At 59.9% G+C, this 19,612-nt stretch carries 17 protein-coding genes and 3 pseudogenes; 6 read left to right on the top strand and 14 right to left on the bottom strand.

Annotation, left to right across the window (positions count from 1 at the left end):
- Window positions 1–130: 130 nt before the first annotated feature.
- Together AVZ66_RS14400 and AVZ66_RS14395 are read left to right on the top strand one after the other, a co-directional pair.
- Window positions 131–454 (top strand): hypothetical protein, encoded by a 324-nt coding sequence (locus AVZ66_RS14400; RefSeq protein ID WP_058984856.1) that lies wholly within the window; start codon window positions 131–133, stop codon window positions 452–454.
- Between the two features lie 170 nt (window positions 455–624).
- The gene (locus AVZ66_RS14395) at window positions 625–1,281 is read left to right on the top strand and encodes a TRIC cation channel family protein (RefSeq protein ID WP_058984855.1); all 657 of its coding nucleotides are present in this window, start codon (window positions 625–627) and stop codon (window positions 1,279–1,281) included.
- A gap of 13 nt (window positions 1,282–1,294) precedes the next feature.
- Here the strand turns inward: AVZ66_RS14395 and gdhB are convergent, their stop codons facing one another.
- The 5 genes and pseudogenes from gdhB to AVZ66_RS15850 form a co-directional block, all read right to left on the bottom strand.
- Entirely contained in the window at window positions 1,295–2,587 is a 1,293-nt protein-coding gene (gdhB, locus tag AVZ66_RS14390; protein ID WP_058984854.1) for a glutamate dehydrogenase GdhB, read from the bottom strand.
- 1 nt (window position 2,588) lies between these two features.
- A complete protein-coding gene (locus AVZ66_RS16385) occupies window positions 2,589–2,732 on the bottom strand; it encodes a rubrerythrin-like domain-containing protein (RefSeq protein WP_157575696.1) in 144 nt (47 codons plus the stop codon).
- A gap of 184 nt (window positions 2,733–2,916) precedes the next feature.
- The gene (locus tag AVZ66_RS14385) at window positions 2,917–5,790 is read right to left on the bottom strand and encodes a bacterio-opsin activator domain-containing protein (protein ID WP_058984853.1); all 2,874 of its coding nucleotides are present in this window, start codon (window positions 5,788–5,790) and stop codon (window positions 2,917–2,919) included.
- Between the two features lie 631 nt (window positions 5,791–6,421).
- On the bottom strand, window positions 6,422–7,852 hold the full coding sequence (locus AVZ66_RS14380; protein WP_082678894.1) for an orc1/cdc6 family replication initiation protein: 1,431 nt from the start codon (window positions 7,850–7,852) through the stop codon (window positions 6,422–6,424).
- Between the two features lie 876 nt (window positions 7,853–8,728).
- Window positions 8,729–8,935: pseudogene (locus AVZ66_RS15850) on the bottom strand (helix-turn-helix transcriptional regulator); the annotation flags it as partial.
- A 101-nt stretch (window positions 8,936–9,036) separates the two neighbouring features.
- Between AVZ66_RS15850 and AVZ66_RS14375 the strand changes: the two are divergent.
- Complete coding sequence (locus AVZ66_RS14375; protein ID WP_058984851.1) at window positions 9,037–10,272, top strand: RNA-guided endonuclease TnpB family protein; 1,236 nt, start codon at window positions 9,037–9,039, stop codon at window positions 10,270–10,272.
- A gap of 13 nt (window positions 10,273–10,285) precedes the next feature.
- On the opposite strand, the pseudogene AVZ66_RS15845 reads toward AVZ66_RS14375, so the two are convergent.
- From AVZ66_RS15845 to AVZ66_RS14365, 3 genes and pseudogenes are all read right to left on the bottom strand, one after another.
- Window positions 10,286–10,363: pseudogene (locus tag AVZ66_RS15845) on the bottom strand (PadR family transcriptional regulator); the annotation flags it as partial.
- A gap of 611 nt (window positions 10,364–10,974) precedes the next feature.
- Complete coding sequence (locus AVZ66_RS14370; RefSeq protein ID WP_058984850.1) at window positions 10,975–11,385, bottom strand: helix-turn-helix domain-containing protein; 411 nt, start codon at window positions 11,383–11,385, stop codon at window positions 10,975–10,977.
- A gap of 179 nt (window positions 11,386–11,564) precedes the next feature.
- Window positions 11,565–12,062: pseudogene (locus AVZ66_RS14365) on the bottom strand (DNA polymerase I); the annotation flags it as partial.
- A gap of 269 nt (window positions 12,063–12,331) precedes the next feature.
- Here AVZ66_RS14365 and AVZ66_RS14360 point away from each other — a divergent pair.
- The 3 genes from AVZ66_RS14360 to AVZ66_RS15835 all read left to right on the top strand — a co-directional run bounded on the left by AVZ66_RS14360 (window position 12,332) and on the right by AVZ66_RS15835 (window position 14,744).
- Entirely contained in the window at window positions 12,332–13,285 is a 954-nt protein-coding gene (locus tag AVZ66_RS14360) for a transcription initiation factor IIB family protein (protein ID WP_058984848.1), read from the top strand.
- A 368-nt stretch (window positions 13,286–13,653) separates the two neighbouring features.
- Window positions 13,654–14,265: a winged helix-turn-helix domain-containing protein gene (locus AVZ66_RS14355; protein ID WP_197407807.1), complete on the top strand. Its 612-nt coding sequence runs from the start codon at window positions 13,654–13,656 to the stop codon at window positions 14,263–14,265.
- Window positions 14,262–14,744: a hypothetical protein gene (locus AVZ66_RS15835; RefSeq protein ID WP_082678891.1), complete on the top strand. Its 483-nt coding sequence runs from the start codon at window positions 14,262–14,264 to the stop codon at window positions 14,742–14,744. The genes AVZ66_RS14355 and AVZ66_RS15835 overlap by 4 nt, the downstream gene beginning before the upstream one ends.
- Before the next feature lie 78 nt (window positions 14,745–14,822).
- On the opposite strand, the gene AVZ66_RS14350 is transcribed toward AVZ66_RS15835, so the two are convergent.
- The 6 genes from AVZ66_RS14350 to AVZ66_RS14325 form a co-directional block, all read right to left on the bottom strand.
- The gene (locus tag AVZ66_RS14350; protein ID WP_058984847.1) at window positions 14,823–15,467 is read right to left on the bottom strand and encodes a ribonuclease H-like domain-containing protein; all 645 of its coding nucleotides are present in this window, start codon (window positions 15,465–15,467) and stop codon (window positions 14,823–14,825) included.
- Complete coding sequence (locus AVZ66_RS14345) at window positions 15,464–15,784, bottom strand: hypothetical protein (RefSeq protein WP_058984846.1); 321 nt, start codon at window positions 15,782–15,784, stop codon at window positions 15,464–15,466. Before AVZ66_RS14345 ends, AVZ66_RS14350 begins: the two co-directional genes overlap by 4 nt.
- A gap of 2 nt (window positions 15,785–15,786) precedes the next feature.
- Complete coding sequence (locus AVZ66_RS14340; protein ID WP_058984845.1) at window positions 15,787–16,626, bottom strand: hypothetical protein; 840 nt, start codon at window positions 16,624–16,626, stop codon at window positions 15,787–15,789.
- Between the two features lie 313 nt (window positions 16,627–16,939).
- The gene (locus tag AVZ66_RS14335; protein WP_058984844.1) at window positions 16,940–17,626 is read right to left on the bottom strand and encodes a hypothetical protein; all 687 of its coding nucleotides are present in this window, start codon (window positions 17,624–17,626) and stop codon (window positions 16,940–16,942) included.
- The gene (locus AVZ66_RS14330) at window positions 17,623–18,300 is read right to left on the bottom strand and encodes a helix-turn-helix domain-containing protein (RefSeq protein WP_082678906.1); all 678 of its coding nucleotides are present in this window, start codon (window positions 18,298–18,300) and stop codon (window positions 17,623–17,625) included. The genes AVZ66_RS14335 and AVZ66_RS14330 overlap by 4 nt, the downstream gene beginning before the upstream one ends.
- 137 nt (window positions 18,301–18,437) lie before the next feature.
- Window positions 18,438–19,466, bottom strand: coding sequence for a Cdc6/Cdc18 family protein (locus AVZ66_RS14325; protein ID WP_058984842.1), 1,029 nt, complete (start codon window positions 19,464–19,466; stop codon window positions 18,438–18,440).
- Window positions 19,467–19,612 lie beyond the last annotated feature (146 nt).

The raw sequence follows: 19,612 nt of genomic DNA, 5'->3' as shown, positions 1-19,612 counted from the left end.
TAGGCTAGCCTAAATCGCTTTTGCATCCGGCTCCGCGGCGTTTCTCAGCGGTGGAAAGGGAGTCGGCAGCACCGGCTTAACCAACAGAACTTTGAGAAGCGAGCGATGTTGGTTAAGACGAGAGCTGCCGATGTCCGACGAACCACCGACCCCGCCGGCGAGCCTTCCGACGGAACTCGTCGACGCGCTCGACGAAGCCGCGGCAGAGCAGCTTCAAGACACCGCTCGCTACGCCGAGGCGCTGGCCGAGCACCGAGAGCGAGAAGCTTGTCTGGACGAGGACGGCGACGAAGGCGAGATGGCGGAGCGCCCGAGCGAGCTTCCGGACGACGTCCCGGCCAAAGCGACGATCACAGTCAAGGAAATCAACGACAACCGCTACTACTACTGGCAGTGGCGGGAGGGGGAGAAGATTCGCTCCCGGTACAAAGGCCCGGTCGACTCGGACGAGTGAACCTCGAAAGCGGAAGACGCCACCCTACGTTTCCGTCGTAACTGGGACTCGGCGAGTAGAGAGCGGTCTATGCGTCGTGTTTCGGGGCGAACCCCGAACACCGCGCGCCGGACGATAGCGATGGTTGTGATACGTAGCACTCAACAGAGCCACTATCGTAAGTAGGCGCAGTGATTCAGGACGCCCTTACCGGTCTCTTCGGCGACCCATTCGCGGTGATGAACACAATCGGGCTGGTCGCGTTCGCCCTCGTCGGGTCATCGAAGGCGATTCGCGAGGAGTTCGACGTGTTCGGAATCGCCATCGTCGGGCTGGCGATGGCGTTCGTCGGTGGCGCGACTCGCGACTTGCTCGTCACGCGAGTGCCGCTCGTCCTGCAGTCCCCGATCGAGGTCGCGCTGGGGCTACTCGGCGTCGGGTTAGCGATTACGCTGAGCGTCGGCTTGGAGTCCCCCGACACCCATCCAGTCGTACTCATCGCGGACGCAATCGGGCTCGCTGCTTTCGCCACGACGGGTGCTATCGTCGCCACCGACGTGGGCGTCTCGGCGTTCGGCATCGTCGCAATCGCGACGATCAACGCCGTCGGCGGCGGGGCGTTCGCGGACATCCTCCTCGATCGAGCCCCGTTCATCCTCTTCGAGGACTTCTACGCGAGTTGCGCCGTCCTCGGAGGTGCGGCGTACTGGCTGACCGGCATAATCGGCGCGAGTGGCAGCACGGCCGCTGTCGCGTGTGCAGTAGTGACTGTGGGAACACGATTGGTCGCGGTCACGTACGATTGGCACCTCCCGACCGTCGAGGAGTTAGCACTACGTCGCGAGTGATGGGTCGGAGGAGCTACGGCCAGAGCCCGCGCGTTTCGTGGGCTTCCGCTATTCGTGAGAGCGCAACGATGTACGCCGCGTCGCGCCACGTCACGTCGCGCGTCTCGAATTCCTCTCGAACGTCCTGCCAGGCGGCCAGCATCTCCGTTTCCAGTTCGTTGTTGACGCGTTCGAGCGACCACGCGCGCCGATTGATATCCTGAAGCCACTCGAAGTAACTCACGGTGACTCCACCGGCGTTGGCCAAGATATCCGGGACGACAGGGACCTCTCGCTCGGCGAAGACCGCGCTCGCGGCGCTCGTCGTCGGCCCGTTAGCGCCCTCGATGATGATGTCGGCCATCACGTCGTCGGCATTCGCTTCCGTCAGGACGTTGCCGATTGCCGCCGGAATCACCACGTCGACGTCCAGTTCGAGTAGCTCGTCGTTGGTCACCGTCTCCGGGGCCTCGTGGGTCATCACGGCTTCGGGCTCCTCGTGGTGAGAGGGGATCGCGTGCGTATCGAGGCCGTTCGCGTCGTAGATGCCGCCGTTGACGTCGCTCACGGCGACGACGTTGGCGCCCCAACTGTCGAGCAGTTTCGCCGCGTTCGACCCGACGCTCCCGAATCCCTGCACGGCAATCGAGGTCTTTTTGATGTCTTTGTCGTAGTAGTCGATCGCTTCGCGGGCGATGATCGCGACGCTCCGGCCGGGCGCTGCATCACGACCCTTGCTGCCGCCAACGATCGGTGGTTTGCCGGTGACGACGCCAGGGATTGTTTCGCCTTCCTGCATCGAGTAGGCGTCCATCAGCCACGCCATCGTCTGCGGGTCCGTCCCCATGTCTGGTGCGGGGATGTCCGTCGTCGGACCGATAACTGAGCGGGTCTCGTCGGTGAAGCGACGCGTCAGCTGTTCCTTCTCGTCTTCGGTGAGATCTTTGGGGTTGACGGCGATGCCGCCTTTCGCGCCCCCGAAGGGGATGTCCATCACGGCGCACTTCCACGTCATCCACATCCCGAGCCCGACGCACTCCTCGCGCGTCACCTCGGGGTGATAGCGGAGGCCGCCTTTGAACGGGCCACGGACACTGTCGTGTTGTGCGCGATACCCGGTGTACACCTCCACGTCGCCGTTCTCTCGCTCGATTGGAACCGTGACTTCGTGGACTTTCTTGGGGTGTTTGAGTCGCTCGACGATGTTCGGGTCGATGTCGAGGTGGTCGGCGGCATGCTGGAGTTGTCGACGCGCCGTCTGCAGTGCCGACTCCGGTTCACTGGCTTCCTCGGGGGATTCGTCGTGGTGTGTTGATGTCGAGGACATGTTATTCGATTGGGGTGCGGCGGTTTCGCATGTTCCCAGCGCAGTCGGGGCACTGCCCTGGATTATCCTCCGATAGCACGACGTTTCCGCACTCGAAGCACTCGTACGGCGATTCCTCGGCTGAGTTCTGGTTGACGTCCCTCATGGATAGGTGAGCGTCCCGGCGGCGGGCTGCGGGGGCGCTACATATAGATAATGAGTGTATAAGGGAATACGCGGGAGTTGAGTACCGAACCGCTGGCCGTCAAGCGTCGTTTACTATTCAACAGCCCGTGGCACTGAACGGGGAAGCGCTGCTGGCGGGCAATTACCCGAAAGAGCGGGCGCGATTAGTCCGCACGTCGAAAGACCACCGGCGCGTGCTCGTCGATCAACGCCGCGAAGAGCTTCTGCTGGACGGTCCGGACGTGCTGGTAGAACGCCTGCGGTGAGATATCCAGCGACTCCGCGACGGCTTCCCCAGTCACCGTCCGCGGCGACTCGAAGAACCCGCTGTAGTACGCCGTCTCCAGGACTTCCAGCTGTCTGTCAGTCAGGCTGTCAAGCACTGACGCGTAAAAGCCGTGTTCGGACGCCTGCTCGCGCGTCTGCTTCGCCGTCAGCTCGACGTCGTCGAAGCGCTGGGTGACGAACTGCGTGACGTTTCTGGCCTCAGCGTTCCCGGGGACGTCGATGACGAACTCCGTTCCGGCCCGTAACGCCGTTGCACTCTGCAGGACCGCGCCGTGGTCGGCCAGTTCCGTCGCGAGGAACGGCTCGGTCAACTGGAGTCGCAACACACCCCCGGTGTCGCCACCGCGAATCCGCTGGGCGTCTTCGATAGTGCGGAGACCGGCCGCCACGTCGACGACCGCGTCTAGCGGGGCGTCCTCGACGGTGACGAACACGTAGTTTCCGCTAGCCGTCTGTTGGACGCCCCCCTCGTAGGCGACTGTGCAGTCGGCCGCGTGAGCGAGTTGTGCGAGCACGAACGACGGGTCGGCAACCGTGTACTCGACGCGAGTCATCGACGTGGTGAGCAGCGCTCGCTTGCGTTCGCTCGCGCTGATTGCAGAGGCGATCGTCTCACCGAGCTCCGCGAGCACGGTCTGAATCGTCTCGTCGAAGGCGTCGGGCGTCTCCGCGTACACCGTCAGAACGCCGTACGAGAGGTCGTTGTAGACGATCGGGATGCTCAACACGGACAGCAGATCGCGCGAAATCGCGTCCTTGCGCCACGGGGCCGCTCGGAGGTCCGCCGCGACGTTCGAGACAAGTGTCACCTCGCCAGTCGCCGCAGTCCGACCCGCCGGTTCGACGGCGTCAGCGGCGACCGGGAACGCCCCCGTATCGAGATACCCGTGGTCGGTTCCCGCCCACGCCTGGGGCGTCACGGTCTCCGTCGTGCTATCGAGGGCCCCGATCCAGGCGAACTGGAAGCGCCCGTCGGCGGTGAGGCGTTCACAGACCGTGTGGTCGATCTCCTCGCGGGTCTCCGACTGCACTAGCGCTTGGTCGATCTCCCGAATCGTCTCGTTGATCTGGTTGAGCGTGGTGAGTCGATCGTTCTGCCGCTGGAGTTCGCGGTCCTGCTCGCGGAGCTGGGACTCCCTGTCGACGCGGTCCAGCGCCGCCTCCGCCGTCGCCGCCAGCAAGTCCGCGAGTTCGCGCGTCACGTCGTCGAAGGCGCCGACGTCGGTCGACCCGGCGACGAACACGCCGTGGTTGCCGAGTGGGATGTACGCGACGCTCCGGAGGTCGGTCGCGGGGTTGGCGAGGCGGTCGGCGTCGTGGACATCTGCGAAAAATCGAGCTTCGTTCTCGACGAAGCTGTGACTGGTGAGGTCGCGGCCGTCCGCGTGAACGTCTGGCAGTGGGCCGTGGGCGTCGCGCATCGCCTGCGAGTGCGCGGTCGGCTGGAGGTGGTTGTCGTCGGCGTCGAAGAGATAGACGGCACTCGCATCGAGGTCGAGAACGTCGGGGGCGTCGTCGACGACGTGCTGGGCGATCTCCTGGTGTGTTTCGGCGTACAGGAAGTCCCGCGCGGTCTCCTGGAGGGTCGTGAGTGCGCGTTCGCGCTGTTTGCGCTTCGTGATGTCGCGACAGCTGTACAGCAGCGTGCCGTCCTGAATTGAGACTTCGCGAACGTTGACCAGCAGCGTATGCTCGCGGCCGGCTTTGTCTGTAGCCGTCGTCTCGATGTTTTTCAGGACGCCGTCGTCAGCGAGTTTCTCGCGGTCGAACAAGTCCTCGCCCAGCAGGGCTTCGATCGTTCCCAGCTCCCGAATCTCCTCGGCGGTGTATCCAAAGATGAAGTGGACGTTCGGGCAAACGTACGTGTATTCGCCGTCCTCGTCAGTCATGAGGACGGTGTCAGTCATATTGTTGAGCGTGACGCGGTGCAGTTCCTCGGACTGCCGGAGTTCCCGTTCGAGGTCGACGCGGTCGGTGATGTCGACGCTGTCGACGATGATCGAGACGAGGTCGCCGCGTTCGTCGGTGACCGGCTGGACGGACAGCTCCAGCACGCGTTCGCCAGTGACGCCGTTCTGCGTGACGACAGCGTGCCCGAACTCGCCGCGTTGCGCTGTCTCGACGAGGCGACGGATGTCAGCGCGCGTCTGGCTCTCGTCGGGCCACCACGGTAGCGTCCAGAAGTGATCCCCGACGACGACGTCGGCGTCCACGTCGATCATGGCGCGGGCTGTCTGGTTGACGCGCTCGAGTGCACCATCGCGGTCGAGGACCCACGTCGCTGATCTGGTGTCGTGGAACGCCGCGTCGAACTGCCGCGCACGGTCGCGCTGTGTCATCGCCCGTTGGGCGTCCCGTAGGGCCTGCTCGGTTCGCTGGAGAGCGTCGGTGATAGTGTCGTCGACCGGGTCGGTAACAGCGATGTAGTCAGTGACGTCGGCCTCAATCGCCGTGCTGGCTATCGTCTCACTCCCGTCGGCGGTTCCCAGAATGATCGGAAGCGTTGCAGTCGTCTCCCGAATGCTGCGAACGAGGTCGACCCCTGTTGTCTCGGGGAGCCTGTAATCAGTAACGACGCAGTCGATAGCCGTCTGTTGGAGCGTCGTTCGAGCGGCATGCGCCGTAGACACGCGGTGAACGGTCGCAGCAAGCTGTTCTTCGAGGGCATCGACGTACGCCGTTAGCCACGCGGTGTCGCCGACAACGGCGATCGTAGACGTTTCGAGGATGCCCGGGGATTTTGGGTTCATCTGTGGAACACTCAGCCCCATCACAGAGCGCGAGACCGGACGCGTGAGGCGGTGATGGTTGCACTATCCACCGCGGACGCAAAACCCCCGCCATTTACTATTCAACCCTCGTCGGTTCTTCACGTTTCAAAACCAATGGCGGGTAGGATCTCGGCGATGCTGTGACGCCGTTGCCACGGGTGATTGCCGGGACGTCGAGAGGCCGTGAGAGACCGCAGCACGAACACATCGATAGAGGTGTGTGGTGAAGCCGGAACACTTCGATAGAGGTGTGTCCCCGCGAACGGTCGTATTGACAGACTACTCACAACGATTCGGCGGGAATCGCCCAATTACGCCGGTCGAGTGAACAGACGAGCGGCGAGGCACATCCTCGTTCTTTACAGATAGAAGCGTTTTACCCGCCAATCACACTTCGATAGAGGTGTGTGGGATCGCGAGAGAACGGGGATTTAGCTCGTTCGGAGTCGCTCCCGCACTGACCCGCTGCGGTCGTGTGACGTTCGAACACGCCAATACACATCGATAGAGGGGTGTGCGCGGAAGCCGGGTGCCACCGCTCTATTCGAACTCGCGAACAATCGACCACGGAGCGAGCAGAACTGAGACAAATCCGACGGGACCGGGTCCGTTAGGCCTCGTGGCGGACCTGCGCTCTCACGACCGACTCGACTTCGTCCGTCGAGACCATCTCGATGCGGGAGTCCTCGCGCAGCGTCTCCAAGATGGTCTCCGGGCGCTCCCCGAACTGGAACTCGAGGAACATCCCCGAACTCGGGCCGTGGCTGCGGCGCTCGAAGTCCACCAGCGAGTACGTCGTCAGCTCCTTCATCTTGTTCACGTACGTCTCCTGATGGTACTGGTCGGCGTCGATGGACTCCGTGAGGTACTGGTAAACCTGATAGCCGGTCGTGCTGCGAGCGGTCCCGCCGTCCGTCTGCGCGGCGACTGACGCCGTCGCGTACAAGCAGAGCTTCTTCTGGGTGCTGATGCCGCGGACGACTTCGAGGACGCGGTTCTTCTCGACTTTGTCCTGAGCCATCCGGACGTGCTTCTCGCGGACCTCCGCGTCGCCCTCGCGCTCGGCGAGTTCGCCGGCCACCCGAATCAGGTCGATGGCCTTCCGTGCGTCGCCGTGAGTCTGCGCGGCGAACGCCGCCGCCAGCGGAATTACTTCCTCTTTGACGACGCCGTCGTGGAACGCGTCTTGGCGCCGGCGGAGAATCGACTGGAGCTGGTTGGCGTCGTAGTCGTCGAAGTGGACGTCCTCGGGAGTGAACGAGCTCAGCGCGCGGCTCCCCACCGATTCCATCATCTTCGTGTCGTTCGAGATCGCGACCACGGAGATGTAGGCGGTGAGGTCGTCGCTGGCGCCGGCCCGCGAGAGCTGGTAGAGCAGCCGGGAGAACGCGGGGTCCTGTTTGTCGCGGCGGCCGACGAGCATGTCCAGTTCGTCGAGGACGAAGACGACGGAGTCGAAGTTCTCGTTGACGATGCGGTAGAGCTCGTCCCACTTCTCCTTGGTCGCGACGCCGTGTTTCGGCACTTCGACCTCGACGCCGGCCTCGTCGGCGGCCTGCTGGGCGAGTTCGTAGACGGCCACGCCGAGCGTGTCCAGGTCCTGGCAGTTGACTTCGACGGTGCCGAACTGGATGTCCCGGGAGTCGCAGATGCGGCTGATGTTCTTGCAGACGGCTTTCGTGATGAGGGATTTGCCCGTGCCGGAGGGACCATACAGAAAGAGGTTCGGCGGGCGGTTGTCGCCGAGCGCGACGCGAAGCATCTTCGTGACTTCTTGGAGTTGTTCGTCGCGGCCGACGATGCGGTCCTCGGAGACGACGTAGTTCGGGTCGAGGAGCGAGCGGTCGCGGATGAGGCCTTCCTGTTCGTCGAACTCCAGCAGCATGTCCTCGATCGATTGAGAAGGGCTTTCGCTATCCTCGTCGGTGGCTGTGTCAGAAGCGCCTTCGGAAGCAGAAGACTCCGTGGAAAGATCCGTCTGTGTAGAGTCGTCTAGAGACTCCGGATCAAGAGGGGAGCCATCGGAGTCGTCGATACCCATGTACGACCCCATACAGAGCAAGAGTAAAAATGTTCCCCACCCCTATCGAAGTGTGATTCGGGTAGTGAGGTGTTTATTCCCGGATATAGCGCCAGTATAGCTCGTTACGACGGTTATTTCCAAACGCGCCTAACGAAGTGTTCCAAGAGCGTCCGTCGGCGAGCCCCTCGAGGAGTTGCTGAAGAGACACACCCCTCTATCGATGTGTTCGTGTGATTCGGCGTGGGGACAACTCGAAGGGATTCAGCCGATTTGAGACCAGCGACGAGACGTCCCATATACGCCGATATCCAGGGATTCCGTCGAGAAAAGAGCTGAGTCAGGAATATTGGGACTCCAGAAAGTGATTGTTCTTCTCTTCTTCTCTTCTAGCTTTCTAGAACAAACACACACACACCTCTATCGAAGTGTTCGAAGTCTTCTGCAACCGCTGTTATCTGTTGTCTTCTGCTGCACACAACTCTTGGCCGCCTCGTGTCGTTGAATCCGCCATGTATCGTCTCGTGAACCAGCTGAACCAGTCCAAAGGGCTCTGACATCCGCCAATATCCTCTTCTCGCTCGGTTTTTCGCTCGTACCACCCTGAACTGAACACATCGATAGAGGGGTGTCTGTCTATAACCGGTCTATCCCCTCGAGCCAGACCACTCCCAGCATTCTCTCTATCTACTTGGATTCCCATGAGGAACACATCGATAGAGGGGTCTCCATCCGTATTCCGACGATTCGTATTGAACCGCCCCGAACTTAACCAACAACTTCTGTATTATCGAGGTTCTGTTGGTTAAACCATCCTGCAGTAAGAGAGCGGTTCCGTGGGCAGTCCTTTCGTTGGTTAAGCAGCGCTACTTCCTCTCAGAACTCGCTTGCTATCGTCTACTCCTCTAGGTCGATATACTGATTCTCCCACTCACGGCGGGCTGCAATTTCTCGCTCGCCACGCCGCGTTACTGTGTAGACGTTTGTTCGCTGGTCGAGCTCCCCCTTGTCGACCAAACCTTTGTCGACGAGTGTATCGAGATTCGGATAGAGGCGGCCGTGGTGAATCTCGGACTCGTAGTACTCCTCGAGTTCGTCTTTTACAAGCGGTCTAGGAGAATGCCCCGGGGCTTGACCCCGGGGTTGAATCCGATAGGCAGGGGTACAAACCATTAAGTGGAAACATCGCTAATCAAGAGACAGCGATGGAGTACAGTCACCGCTACCCCGCATACCCAACACAAGAGGTAGCGGCTGAACTGGAACGTCACATCGACATTCATCGCCAAGCGTACAACTACACCCTGTACGAGTACGAGAACGTAGACGCTGATGACATCGGTTCCGCGTACAAACACCACTACCGACTTCCTGACTGGAAAGACGAGTTCCCCGTCTTCTCGGAAGTCAACTCGAAGGCTCTGCAACGAACCGTCACACGGTTCTACCAGAACCTCGACGGCCTTTCCGAGCAGAAACAGAACGGGAACAAGGTGGGGAAGCTCAAATGGAAGTCACCGAGGGGGTTCCAGAGTATGACGTACTCGCAGTCCGGCTTCGAACTCAAAAACACGAGTGGCCGACACGCGACACTCTGGCTCTCCAAAATCGGCGACATCAAAATACGCTACCACCGCGACATCTCCGACAAAGCGGACATCAAAGAAGTCACGTTCAAAAAAGAGACGACCGGTGACTGGTTCGTCTCATTCGGTCTCGAAACCGACGACGCTGACTTACCCGAGAAACCCGACGTAGACTCGCTCGACGCGAGTAACAGCGTCGGGATTGACCTCGGAATCCAGAACTACGTCCACACCAGCGACGGCAAGACGGTGGATTGGCTCGACCTCGAAGACGAATACGACCGACTCCAACGCGAGCAACGCAAACTCTCACGGAAGGAGCAAGGGTCGAACAACTACGAGAAACAGCGTCGGGAAGTGGCGAAGGTCAAGCGTCATATCAAACGGAAGGTGCTGGACTACCAGCACAAGATTACGACGTGGCTCGTCCGTGAGTACGACGCGGTGTTTGTCGAGGATTTGGACGTGAAGAGAATGTTGGAACAGTCGCACAACGCTCGCAACAAGCAGGACGCGGCGTGGCGACAGTTCATCACCCTCCTCGAATACAAAGCCGACCTGTACGGCTGTCACGTCAAGCAGATCGAAGCGCGAGGCACCACCAAGGAATGTGCGTCGTGTGGGGTGGAGACAGCGAAGTCCATCTGGGTACGGGAACACTCCTGTCCGTCGTGCGGATTCGAGACGGACAGGGACGCGAACGCGGCGATGAACGTCCTTCAACGCGGCTTTTCTGAACTAGGGCTGGGATGGCCCGAAGATACGCCCGTGGAGACTGCGCTCCCTACGGACACACCTGACTTTCAGCGTGTGTCTGCAAAGCGCGTCGTGGAAACGGGAAGCCTCGGGGCTTGACCCCGAGGCGATTCACTGCGAGCCCATGTGGTTCATCTAAGCCGGCGATGACGTAGAGGAGGTCTCGCTGAAATCCTGTGAGATCGTACATATTCCTTATCGAGTTTTTGAACTGAATGATTGTTATTCTTCCCCTCTAAATCTGTAGGCCCGATGTACGTATGTATTCTATCTATTCCTGAAGCGTTACTTGAACAAATTCTCGTCCTATCTTTGAGTTGGTAATCCTCCTGCTTCTCACTGAACCCCATCTCGATCCACTTCTGGACGAGAAAGTCCAGACATGCTCCCCTGATTTAACCAACACACTCTCGATTTCTCAATATTGTTGGTTAATCTTCATCGATGCACGCAGACAAACTCGTGTCTCGAGTCTCAGCGAGTTCCCGGTGGATCTCCGTTCGGTTCCATCCGAGCGGTGAAAGCACGCTCTCGACCGCTCTGACCAGTTGCGTCTCGTAGTACGAGGCGTCGTAGGTTTCGATGACCAACGAAACAGATTTTGGACGGGTTTGGTGCGTGAAGTAGAGGAACGCTGGGTTGAGAGGCTGTATCGGTAAGTTACTGCGGACATAGTGGGGTAGCCATCTCCATCGACAGAACAGCGGACATGGTGGAGTAACCGCTGTGACGTGTCCTACCGAACGAACTGTTGACTGGCTGGTCTGTCGAAATATTCCCAACCTATTCAGTTCACCGCGGTCAGCGCTCGGGTCGAGGTGCTGTCTCGTACCGTTTGATGTCCTCGGTCTTCTCTACGCGGTCGTATATCTCTCGAAGCGTATCTTGTGGCCGGAGGAGCTTGTGTTCCTCAAGGAATTGCCGGCCGCTCTCGCTAATCCCGAAGAACTTGTACGGACGATCATTTTTCCGACGGTCCTCGGGCAGAAGCACTTCCTCGATGACGCCGGCGTCGACGAGCTGCTGGAGGTGCTGGCGAATCGTCGTCCGGCTCTTGCTCGGGTTGACGTAGTCAAGTTCCTTTAGCGTCGGTAGTTCCGACGGATGCCCGAGGATGTCCTGGAGAAGCGCGAATCGCGTCTCCTGGGTGACGACGTTGAGTCGCTCCCGAACGGATTCGAGCTCGCTTGGCGGCTGGTCGGAGGGACTCATTACTTCGTTGTTTGAGTAGTGTGCAAAAGCGTTTCGCCTAAATACGAATCGGCTGTAAGCGAACGAGTCTATGATGAGGTCGCCACAGTGAACTACCCCACCCTACTCGCTCGCCACTACCGTGGATCGCTCCTTGAGGGCGGGGCTTCCTGTGTCAACGACGGCACTTGCAGGAACTACGTCCCGGTGACGGCGTCGCCGACGACGGACAGTTTCTCGTAGACGTCGTTGCTCGTTTCGGTCACCGGAACGCTGAGCCGGAGCGTCGACAACTCGCTTGCCGGCGTCGGATCGGCGCCGGTCTCCAGACAGTACCGGAACTCTCGCGAGAAGTCGACGTTGAAACAGGCGAGATCCCCGACTGGATAGTCTGACAACTGGCGTGCCTGCCGGGCGAGTGGGGTGACGCGGTCGATGTGGGAGACATCGACCGCGAGAACGGCCTCCTCGTCTCGTCGAAAGCCGGGGCGTCGCGCAACCATTTCGGTCGCGACGATGTCCGGGTGCTGGTCGTACACTGACTGGAGTGTCGTGAGGTCGAGGTCGGCCGCTGGGTCGCGAGCGGCGACGTAGAAGCGTGGGGTGTAGTCATCGCGCTTGGTCGCGACGGCGCCGTCGGCGGTTGCCTCCCACTCCAGGACGCGGCCGTCGTCCAGAAAGTCGATGGTAAATGGCATTTTCCAACTCCCCATTCTCCGGAAACACGGCGCTGTCTCATAGCCGATGGCGTGTCGATTCCGGATTTCGGAGAAGGGAGGGATTACTCCGCACGCCGCCGAAGTTCGTGGTTAGCGTCTGTCGGACTAATTTCCAGCTTGTTTCCAGGATGCCGGTTTGGCGTGACGGCACCAGCTCTCGATATATGTGAATCTGCACTGTAATCTGGCTCTGTTTGGCCGATGACAAGCAAAGGCCTATATATGCTTACTAGATTGTCATATGGTGAATGGAACGGGCGACTCGGGAACGTGAAACGGAATCGCGTGAGCAAGCACAAACGAACGACGAGACACAGCAGTGTCCGGAGTGCAACTCAGCCAACGTGATCACCGACCAGAGCGAACGAGTCTGTGAGGATTGCGGGCTTGTTCTTGAGGACGACCAAATTGATCACGGCCCGGAGTGGCGGGCGTTCAACTCCTCGGAGCGCGACGAGAAATCACGCGTGGGCGCGCCGACGACGAAGACGATGCACGATAAGGGGCTCACGACCCAGATCGACTGGAAGGACAAGGACGCCTACGGTCGCTCACTTGACGCGAAGAAACGCAACCAGATGCACCGCCTCCGCAAATGGCAGGAGCGCATCCGCACGAAGGACGCGGGCGAACGCAACCTCCAGTTCGCGCTGTCGGAGATCGACCGTATGGCCTCCGCGCTTGGCGTCCCACGGTCGGTGCGGGAGGTCGCATCGGTCATCTATCGGCGCGCGCTCAAGGAGGACCTCATCCGTGGGCGCTCTATTGAGGGCGTCGCGACTGCCTGTCTCTACGCCGCCTGCCGCCAGGAGGGCATCCCGCGAACCCTCGAGGAAGTGACGGAAGTCGCCCGCATCGACCAGAAGGAGATTGGACGGACGTATCGCTATGTCGCCCAGGAACTCTCCCTCGAAATTCAGCCAACCGACCCCAAGGAGTACCTCCCTCGTTTCGCGAGCGACCTCGACCTTTCTGAGGAAACCATCGCGAAGGCCCGCGAAATCATCGACACCTCCGCCGAACAAGGATTACTCTCCGGAAAATCACCATCCGGATTTGCCGCCGCCGCCATCTACGCGGCAAGCCTCCTCTGCAACGAGAAAAAGACCCAGCGCGAAGTCGCCGACATCGCGAACGTCACCGAAGTCACCATCCGCAACCGCTATCAAGAACAGATCGAAGCGATGGGCTTGGGCGTGTAACTCCTATTCGCGTCCACCCGAGAGACGTTCCCTGTGTTCAAGCGCGTCGTGGATCTACTGGCCCAAACCTCGATCAACCTCTAGTCCGTATTGCCCGCGATCGGCAACGCCGAGCAGTTCCTCGATAGCGACTATCGCTCGCTCGACGATAGCCGTCCTGCCTGAGCAATACATCGAACCCCTCACCAAGGCCAACGGCGATTCCGCACTAGCTTCGTTTCCTCTGTGGAACTAGGGACATCCCAACCTAAATGGCGAGTTTACGTCGAAGAGTGGATCGAAACGCTGTGGGAACGGCAGTAGGCAGCCAAGCGAACAAAATATTGTCCCACAGATTATTATGCTGCCTTCCCGTTGTTTGGTATATCATGTCCGAGGAGATGGCCCCGGCCGGTCGAATGATCCCTGATGGAGGGACCGAACACCGCGATGTAAACGATGTCGTGGAAGAAGAATGGATTGAGGAGACGACGCCGTTTGAACGAGTGTACGAAATCATCCGCACTACCTACAACCCTGCGTCCGCCGGCGAGATCGCCGACCGCGCCCGCGTCTCGGCAACCACGGCACGAAAGCACTTGCGAACGCTCGAAAGCGCTGGCGAAGTAACGACCTCCCAAGACGGGCAGACGACGTGTTACCGACGATCGGAAACAGCGATTGTCACCGAACATGCACAGTCGCTGCTCGCGGAACTGTCCCCGGAAGAGATCGCGTCCGGGGTTGCTGATATGAAGGCGCAGATACAGGAATGGCGTGAGGAGTATGGTGTTGATTCACCCGAAGAATTCGCCCGTGAACGAGACGTCGACGACGTCGATAGCGACTACGGTGCCCTCCTCACAGAATGGCAAACGACGCGACGCAACCTCGCACTCGCACAAGCAACACTCGCAATCGGTGAAGCAAGCAATACCGGCCACCTTACTGGCACAGATACCGACGATGAGAGCGATGACGATGCATCCGTCGTCGTATGACCGGCGACGAGACCTCTTCTGGACATTCTCACCCGGTCGAGCAATCCGAGATATTTGGACCGATTGACGCCGGAGCGTTGCGCGAGATTCGAGACCTGATCATGGAGCAGGAACCGCTGGCCGAGACAGCCTCACTAGACGACCCGCTGAATCCACAGACACTCTCGGTCGAGTTGTCTGATGGAGTCGGTGCAGCGTCAACTGCTCGGATCGACATCCGGTGGAGTCTCACCGAAAACTATGCGGTCCACTACACGGACGACCGGAATCAGAACTTCCGGTTCGATTGCCACCCGAAACCGGACGCGCCGAGACGACACTTCCATCCACCACCTGACGCTCCCAGTCGTCCCGTCGAGGAATCCTGTATTGCTGTGTCCGAGACCGGCCTTGTGACACGAGCGATTCTCCAACGATGGCGATACGCCTATACCAACGAGACGTTCGAGGGAATCAACGACGCTGAGAACCCGCCATAGCTCACTCTTAGACGATGGGCGTGTCTTCCTTATCCAACTGGCGGGGGACTCGTGTTTTCGAACGGGTACAACTAGCCCTCACACGATTGGTTCGAGCGATTTCATCGAGAAATCCGACTTCGAGCAATACCGTTCTGCAAGCTCCATCAACGCTCGAGTCCGTCGGATATCGGCGACGTTGTGAGTGATGAGTGGCTCGTAGGCGCCATCCTTCCATGCGGTGACTGCCTCGCTACTGTCGGTGAATGGATCCAGGTCGTTCAATCCGGCGCCGATCAGTTCCTCGTAGACGCCACTCAGTGTGTCTTCACTCGTATTGAAGCGTGTCTCGAAGACATCCATCATGTCGACGTATGGCAACGTGCCAAACGGCCAGTCGAGCCCGTGCGTACAGAGCCGTGTGCGAAGGAACGGGAGGTCGAATCCTCCGTTCCACCGCTCACCGTTGTATGCGACGAGCTTTGCATCTCGTTGGGTGAGTGTCGACGTGACGAACGTCGCTAGTTCGTTCAGGAGTTCCTGTTCGTTGTCATGGAGTGAGAGCTGTACCGGTGTCTGGAGGGCATCGCTGAGCCGATCTGCGAGGCCTGCTTCTGGTGTCGTCCCGGTATGGAGTAATACCCGCGACGAGACCGCTGAATCGAACCCAACTACTGTGAGTTCATCACCGGTCTGAAATCCCGTCGTTTCGATATCGAAGGCAATCGTCGTCAACTCCGTCATTCTACACCTCCAGTGGTACCTTCGGCGGACGATTGCTGCTGTTCGATCACAGTTTCAGAAAGCCGTTGCTCAAGCTCTGATAGGCGTTCCTCGTGGTCGTCGAGGCGGCCCTCCTGTTCGAGATCGATGCTGAGCAGCGCCGGCAGTAGCGGGTTCTGGTGGTTCAACAGGCCGCTCGCGTCGGCGTGCTTGCGGGCGTACTCGAATAGCCGGTCGAAGCGCGGCTGGTCGCGACGCCGCAGTGCCCGCCGGAACTCCGTCCATCGCTCTTCGATGGCCCGCAGCGCATCTCGGTAGGTTGGGTTCGTACGCCCCATCGCTATCGCCCTCCTGTACCGCTCGCCGTCCACGCATCGAGCAAGGGGTCCGCGGTGGCCGACACGGTCTCACCGTCAGCGGTGACGCTCGTCCCGACACCCTCCGGAGTCGGCGTCGACGGCGCCGGCGTCGTCGGTTCCACGCCGACCTGCGTGGCGCGTGCCGCGAGCAGCTGCCGCCAGTACGCGAACGTCGTCTGGTAGTACGCGCCGTCGTCGACGGGATAGACGAGCGTCTCGAAGTCTTTGCCGACGACCCGTGGCCCCATCCGCGTCTGCTCGCACTCCAGGTGGTGGTCGGCGACCGTCGCGACTGACTCGGTGAATTCGTTTCGTTCGTTTCGCGTAACGAGCACCGGGATGTCGTATCCGTCGGCGTAGGTCGCCAACCGGGCGAGGGTGCGGGCCTGGAGGGTTTTCGCGTGGGTTTCGCCGAGGGTATCGTCGGCGCGGTACTGGGCGTCGACGGCCGGCACGACGATGAGGGCGGGGGTGTGGGGCGACGTGTCCTCGTCACGACCTGGTGCCCCTCGACCGGCCACCCCGGCGTCGGTGGTGGACATCTGGATCGACTTGTTCACCGCTGCCGGGAGATCACAGACGGTGCCGTAGTGCTGGTAGGCAGTGAACCCGCGGGCGACGTGGATTCGGTTGAGCAACCGCTGGCTAGGGGCGATCTGGGCGAGTGTCGTCGTCGTCGCGTGGCCGTTTGCGTCGACCCAGAAGGCGGGCCCGTCGTGCAGGAGGAGGTGGTCGAGTACGAGCGACTGCAGGATTGGGACGCCGCGGCCTCCCTCGACGTCGAGCAGCGTGATGCCGTCGCCGAGTGACGGCAACAACATCCCGTCCGTAGCTGGATCGGCCTGGTCAGCGAGGGACCGATTGCGGTCAGCATCCCGTGTCGGTTGGTCTATTGTCAATCGGTTCGATGTTGCGTGTTCTCCCATACTCGACTAGTTGTCTACGTTCCCGATAAGCCGCGGCGTGGCGCTTCCGCGTTTCAGGGAAGGCACGAGACAGGTGGGAAACTTGTTCCCAGTCGTCGAGTTTCTGTGGATAGCTAATGGTTTCCGAGAACGTTTCCAGAACTGAGTTTCCCCGTATTGGAGAGTTAACCAACAAAACGAGTTTTTGCGTATTCTGTTGGTTAATATATTACAGTTTGTTTCGCTGCTCGGCCAGGAACGAAACGAGGCTGTCAACTGCGTCTGCTGGCAGTTCCTCTTGTTGAAAGACGCCCTTGAACGAGTCTTCGAACCCATCCTCTTCGAGTCGGTTCAGGACCATCTCGATCTGTCTATCGAGCTTCTCCGGGTCGCCCCGATGGACGTGTCGCTCGATGCGGTCGAAATCCGCACGCAAGCTAATCACGACGAGGTCACGGGTATCGGCCTTTCGCCCGCTGTGGAGTTTCATCGCGAAGAGCAGGGCTGGTTCCGGGATTCGCCCGTCGAGGTCTTCGGCGACGTCAAGTGATTCGATGGTACTGTGTTCGTGCAGATAGCGGTACGACCACTCTGCGTCCGTCTGTCGACATCCCATCGCATCCACGAGTGCTTCGAACTTGACGGTGTTCGCTCCGACGTCCTTTGTGTACTGAATCATTCGCCCGTTGTACTCGTTCGAGACGTCTTGCTCGAACTGTTTCTCGTATCCGAGGTCACGAAGGAGGATGTCGTAGTCGTCGAGTGCAGTGTCCGGAATCACGGTGTCGATATCGGTCGTGAACCGTGTTTGGAACGCGGATACTGCCCATCCGCCAACGAGAACATACGGCAGTTCGGCATCCTGGACCGCGCGATGCGTATCAATCAGCTCGGATTGTCGCTCGGGAAGACTCATTCCATCTGTTCGTTCGCACTCATGGCACTGTGATGTGCCGCATCGATGTCCCTGTCGTACTCGTCGGCGATGATCTCCAAGGCAGGCTCGTACGCTGGCCGATTCTCCATCATCTGGCTGACGGTCTCGTCCAACGGGATGACGGGGTTACCGTCGACCCACTCAGCGTCGATTTCGCCGGTCTTGGGGAACAACACGTAGTGAACGTTCCCGTCGATATCGCTGGCGTCCGGGCGCTCGTTGATCGTCGTGGCGACGCCAAACTGCTGGAAGAACGCAAGCCACCGTTCGACGTCACGGTCGTGCACGTCGATGAACACCGGATAGTCGTCGTGGCTCCGCGCAATCTGGAAGCCGCCGTGTGTCCAGACGTATGCTGCGTCAATTTCCGTGTACGCGAACTCCATTCCGGCGAAGTGTGGAATGACGTACGCGTCTTCCTGCGAGATGGTGTCGCGGCTGTACAACGCAGCCATCATCTCGGCGTACTGCTGGCGCATCTCGTGATCGACGATCTGGATTCCATTATCGGTATTAGCGATAACATTTGTGTCATCTAACCGCTCAACCCAGTCGTACACCCACGAGTACGAGACGTCGATCTTGCTCGCGATACGGTTGATAGAATCGCCGCGCTGAACTGCTAACACAATTTTCGCAGCTGTGGCATCCATTAACTCGTTCATTATTGAAATTGCGTCTTGCTCACGCTGGCGTTACCCGTTCTAGCTATCTCTAAAGAGATACCAATACATAGAATTTCCGCCTAGGTCGGCTACCTGCGGGATGTGCGTATGCGACCCTCATACGGTCACTGCATCGGTGACGCAGCCGCTGAATCGACGAGTGAGTACTCTCGGTCCCGACTCGTCCCCTCCGCCTCGACGAGATTGTATTGCTCCATTTTCGAGAGGTACGTCCGGACGGTCCGTTTCGTCCGTGGGTCGTCAACCTCCTCTGTGTAGCGTTCGTGAATCTCGCTTGGTCCGACCGGGCCGTGCTCGCGAACGATATCGTAGACTGCCCGCTGATGGGGCGTGAGCGAATCGAGGCTTCGCTGTTTGATCTGGGCACGGGCGTCGTCGGCCGAGTCGCGGAGGATGTCGTCAGTAATTTGTTCCTGATTTTCGCGGTCGGCCGTGCTGGCGGCCGTTCGAAGGATGCCGATTGCGAGGCGGGCGTCGCCGGCGGCCGCATCGGCGATCCGGTAGAGTTGGTCGTCGGTGATGACGTCCTCATCGAGTCCCCACTTTGCCCGCGCACTCAGAATGTCGTACAGCTGCTCGTCGTGGTACTTGTCCATCCGGACGTGCTCGCTGGAGCGCAGCCGGCTCACGAGGCGGTCGTCGACGCGGCTGAACAGCTCCTCTTCCTTGTTCGCGATGCAGATGATCGCGAACTGCGGGAGGCTGTGGAGGTCGTAGATGACGCTGGGGTCTTCGAGCTGGTCGACCTCGTCGAGGATGACGACCGTTCGCGGGCCGTCGTATTGTTGGAGGCGGTCGACGAGTTCGTCGTGGGGCGTCGACTGGCGGTGGATGTCGATGGTCGCGCCGAGATCGTCGAGAATCTGGTAGAGCGTGCGGAACCGGGTGTAGTTGCGCCAGCAATTCACATAGGTACTCTCAATATCTAGCGCTTCCTCACGAAGGCGTTCAGTGACGAATTTCGCGATGCAGGTTTTGCCGGCCCCGCTGGGTCCAGTTACGACAGCCGAATCGGCAGGTTTGCCGTTTGTGATGGGCTCGAGAACGCTGGAAAGATGATTGACCTCGGCGTCGCGATGCTCAATTTCTCGTGGTACGAAGCCGGCACGAAGGACGCGAGCATCGCGGATCATCGTTGCTTGATAGACCGGTTTTCTGGCTAGTACTAAAAACGTGATTGGGTTGTTTCCGGAGACGACTCAATTGGCCCTCTCTGACCTGTGGTAATTCCCGCGCAGTATCGTGGTTCGGTTTGTGGAAGACCCAGGTTTCCGGGAAT

Origin of the sequence: Halobacterium sp. CBA1132 (genome assembly GCF_001485535.1) — an archaeon.
Lineage (GTDB): Archaea > Halobacteriota > Halobacteria > Halobacteriales > Halobacteriaceae > Halobacterium.
This window is presented reverse-complemented; position numbering and strand designations above follow the sequence as displayed.

Excerpts from the sequence above, each read along its gene's own strand:
- AVZ66_RS14370 (WP_058984850.1), bottom strand. The coding sequence starts at position 11,385 with ATGAGTCCCTCCGACCAGCCGCCAAGCGAGCTCGAATCCGTTCGGGAG.
- gdhB (WP_058984854.1), bottom strand. The coding sequence starts at position 2,587 with ATGTCCTCGACATCAACACACCACGACGAATCCCCCGAGGAAGCCAGT.
- AVZ66_RS15835 (WP_082678891.1), top strand. The coding sequence starts at position 14,262 with ATGACCGGCGACGAGACCTCTTCTGGACATTCTCACCCGGTCGAGCAA.
- AVZ66_RS14360 (WP_058984848.1), top strand. The coding sequence starts at position 12,332 with ATGGAACGGGCGACTCGGGAACGTGAAACGGAATCGCGTGAGCAAGCA.
- AVZ66_RS14385 (WP_058984853.1), bottom strand. The coding sequence starts at position 5,790 with ATGAACCCAAAATCCCCGGGCATCCTCGAAACGTCTACGATCGCCGTT.
- AVZ66_RS14335 (WP_058984844.1), bottom strand. The coding sequence starts at position 17,626 with ATGAGTCTTCCCGAGCGACAATCCGAGCTGATTGATACGCATCGCGCG.
- AVZ66_RS14400 (WP_058984856.1), top strand. The coding sequence starts at position 131 with ATGTCCGACGAACCACCGACCCCGCCGGCGAGCCTTCCGACGGAACTC.
- AVZ66_RS14350 (WP_058984847.1), bottom strand. The coding sequence starts at position 15,467 with ATGACGGAGTTGACGACGATTGCCTTCGATATCGAAACGACGGGATTT.
- AVZ66_RS14380 (WP_082678894.1), bottom strand. The coding sequence starts at position 7,852 with ATGGGTATCGACGACTCCGATGGCTCCCCTCTTGATCCGGAGTCTCTA.
- AVZ66_RS14330 (WP_082678906.1), bottom strand. The coding sequence starts at position 18,300 with ATGGATGCCACAGCTGCGAAAATTGTGTTAGCAGTTCAGCGCGGCGAT.
- AVZ66_RS14345 (WP_058984846.1), bottom strand. The coding sequence starts at position 15,784 with ATGGGGCGTACGAACCCAACCTACCGAGATGCGCTGCGGGCCATCGAA.
- AVZ66_RS16385 (WP_157575696.1), bottom strand. The coding sequence starts at position 2,732 with ATGAGGGACGTCAACCAGAACTCAGCCGAGGAATCGCCGTACGAGTGC.
- AVZ66_RS14375 (WP_058984851.1), top strand. The coding sequence starts at position 9,037 with ATGGAGTACAGTCACCGCTACCCCGCATACCCAACACAAGAGGTAGCG.
- AVZ66_RS14325 (WP_058984842.1), bottom strand. The coding sequence starts at position 19,466 with ATGATCCGCGATGCTCGCGTCCTTCGTGCCGGCTTCGTACCACGAGAA.
- AVZ66_RS14355 (WP_197407807.1), top strand. The coding sequence starts at position 13,654 with ATGTCCGAGGAGATGGCCCCGGCCGGTCGAATGATCCCTGATGGAGGG.
- AVZ66_RS14340 (WP_058984845.1), bottom strand. The coding sequence starts at position 16,626 with ATGTTGTTGCCGTCACTCGGCGACGGCATCACGCTGCTCGACGTCGAG.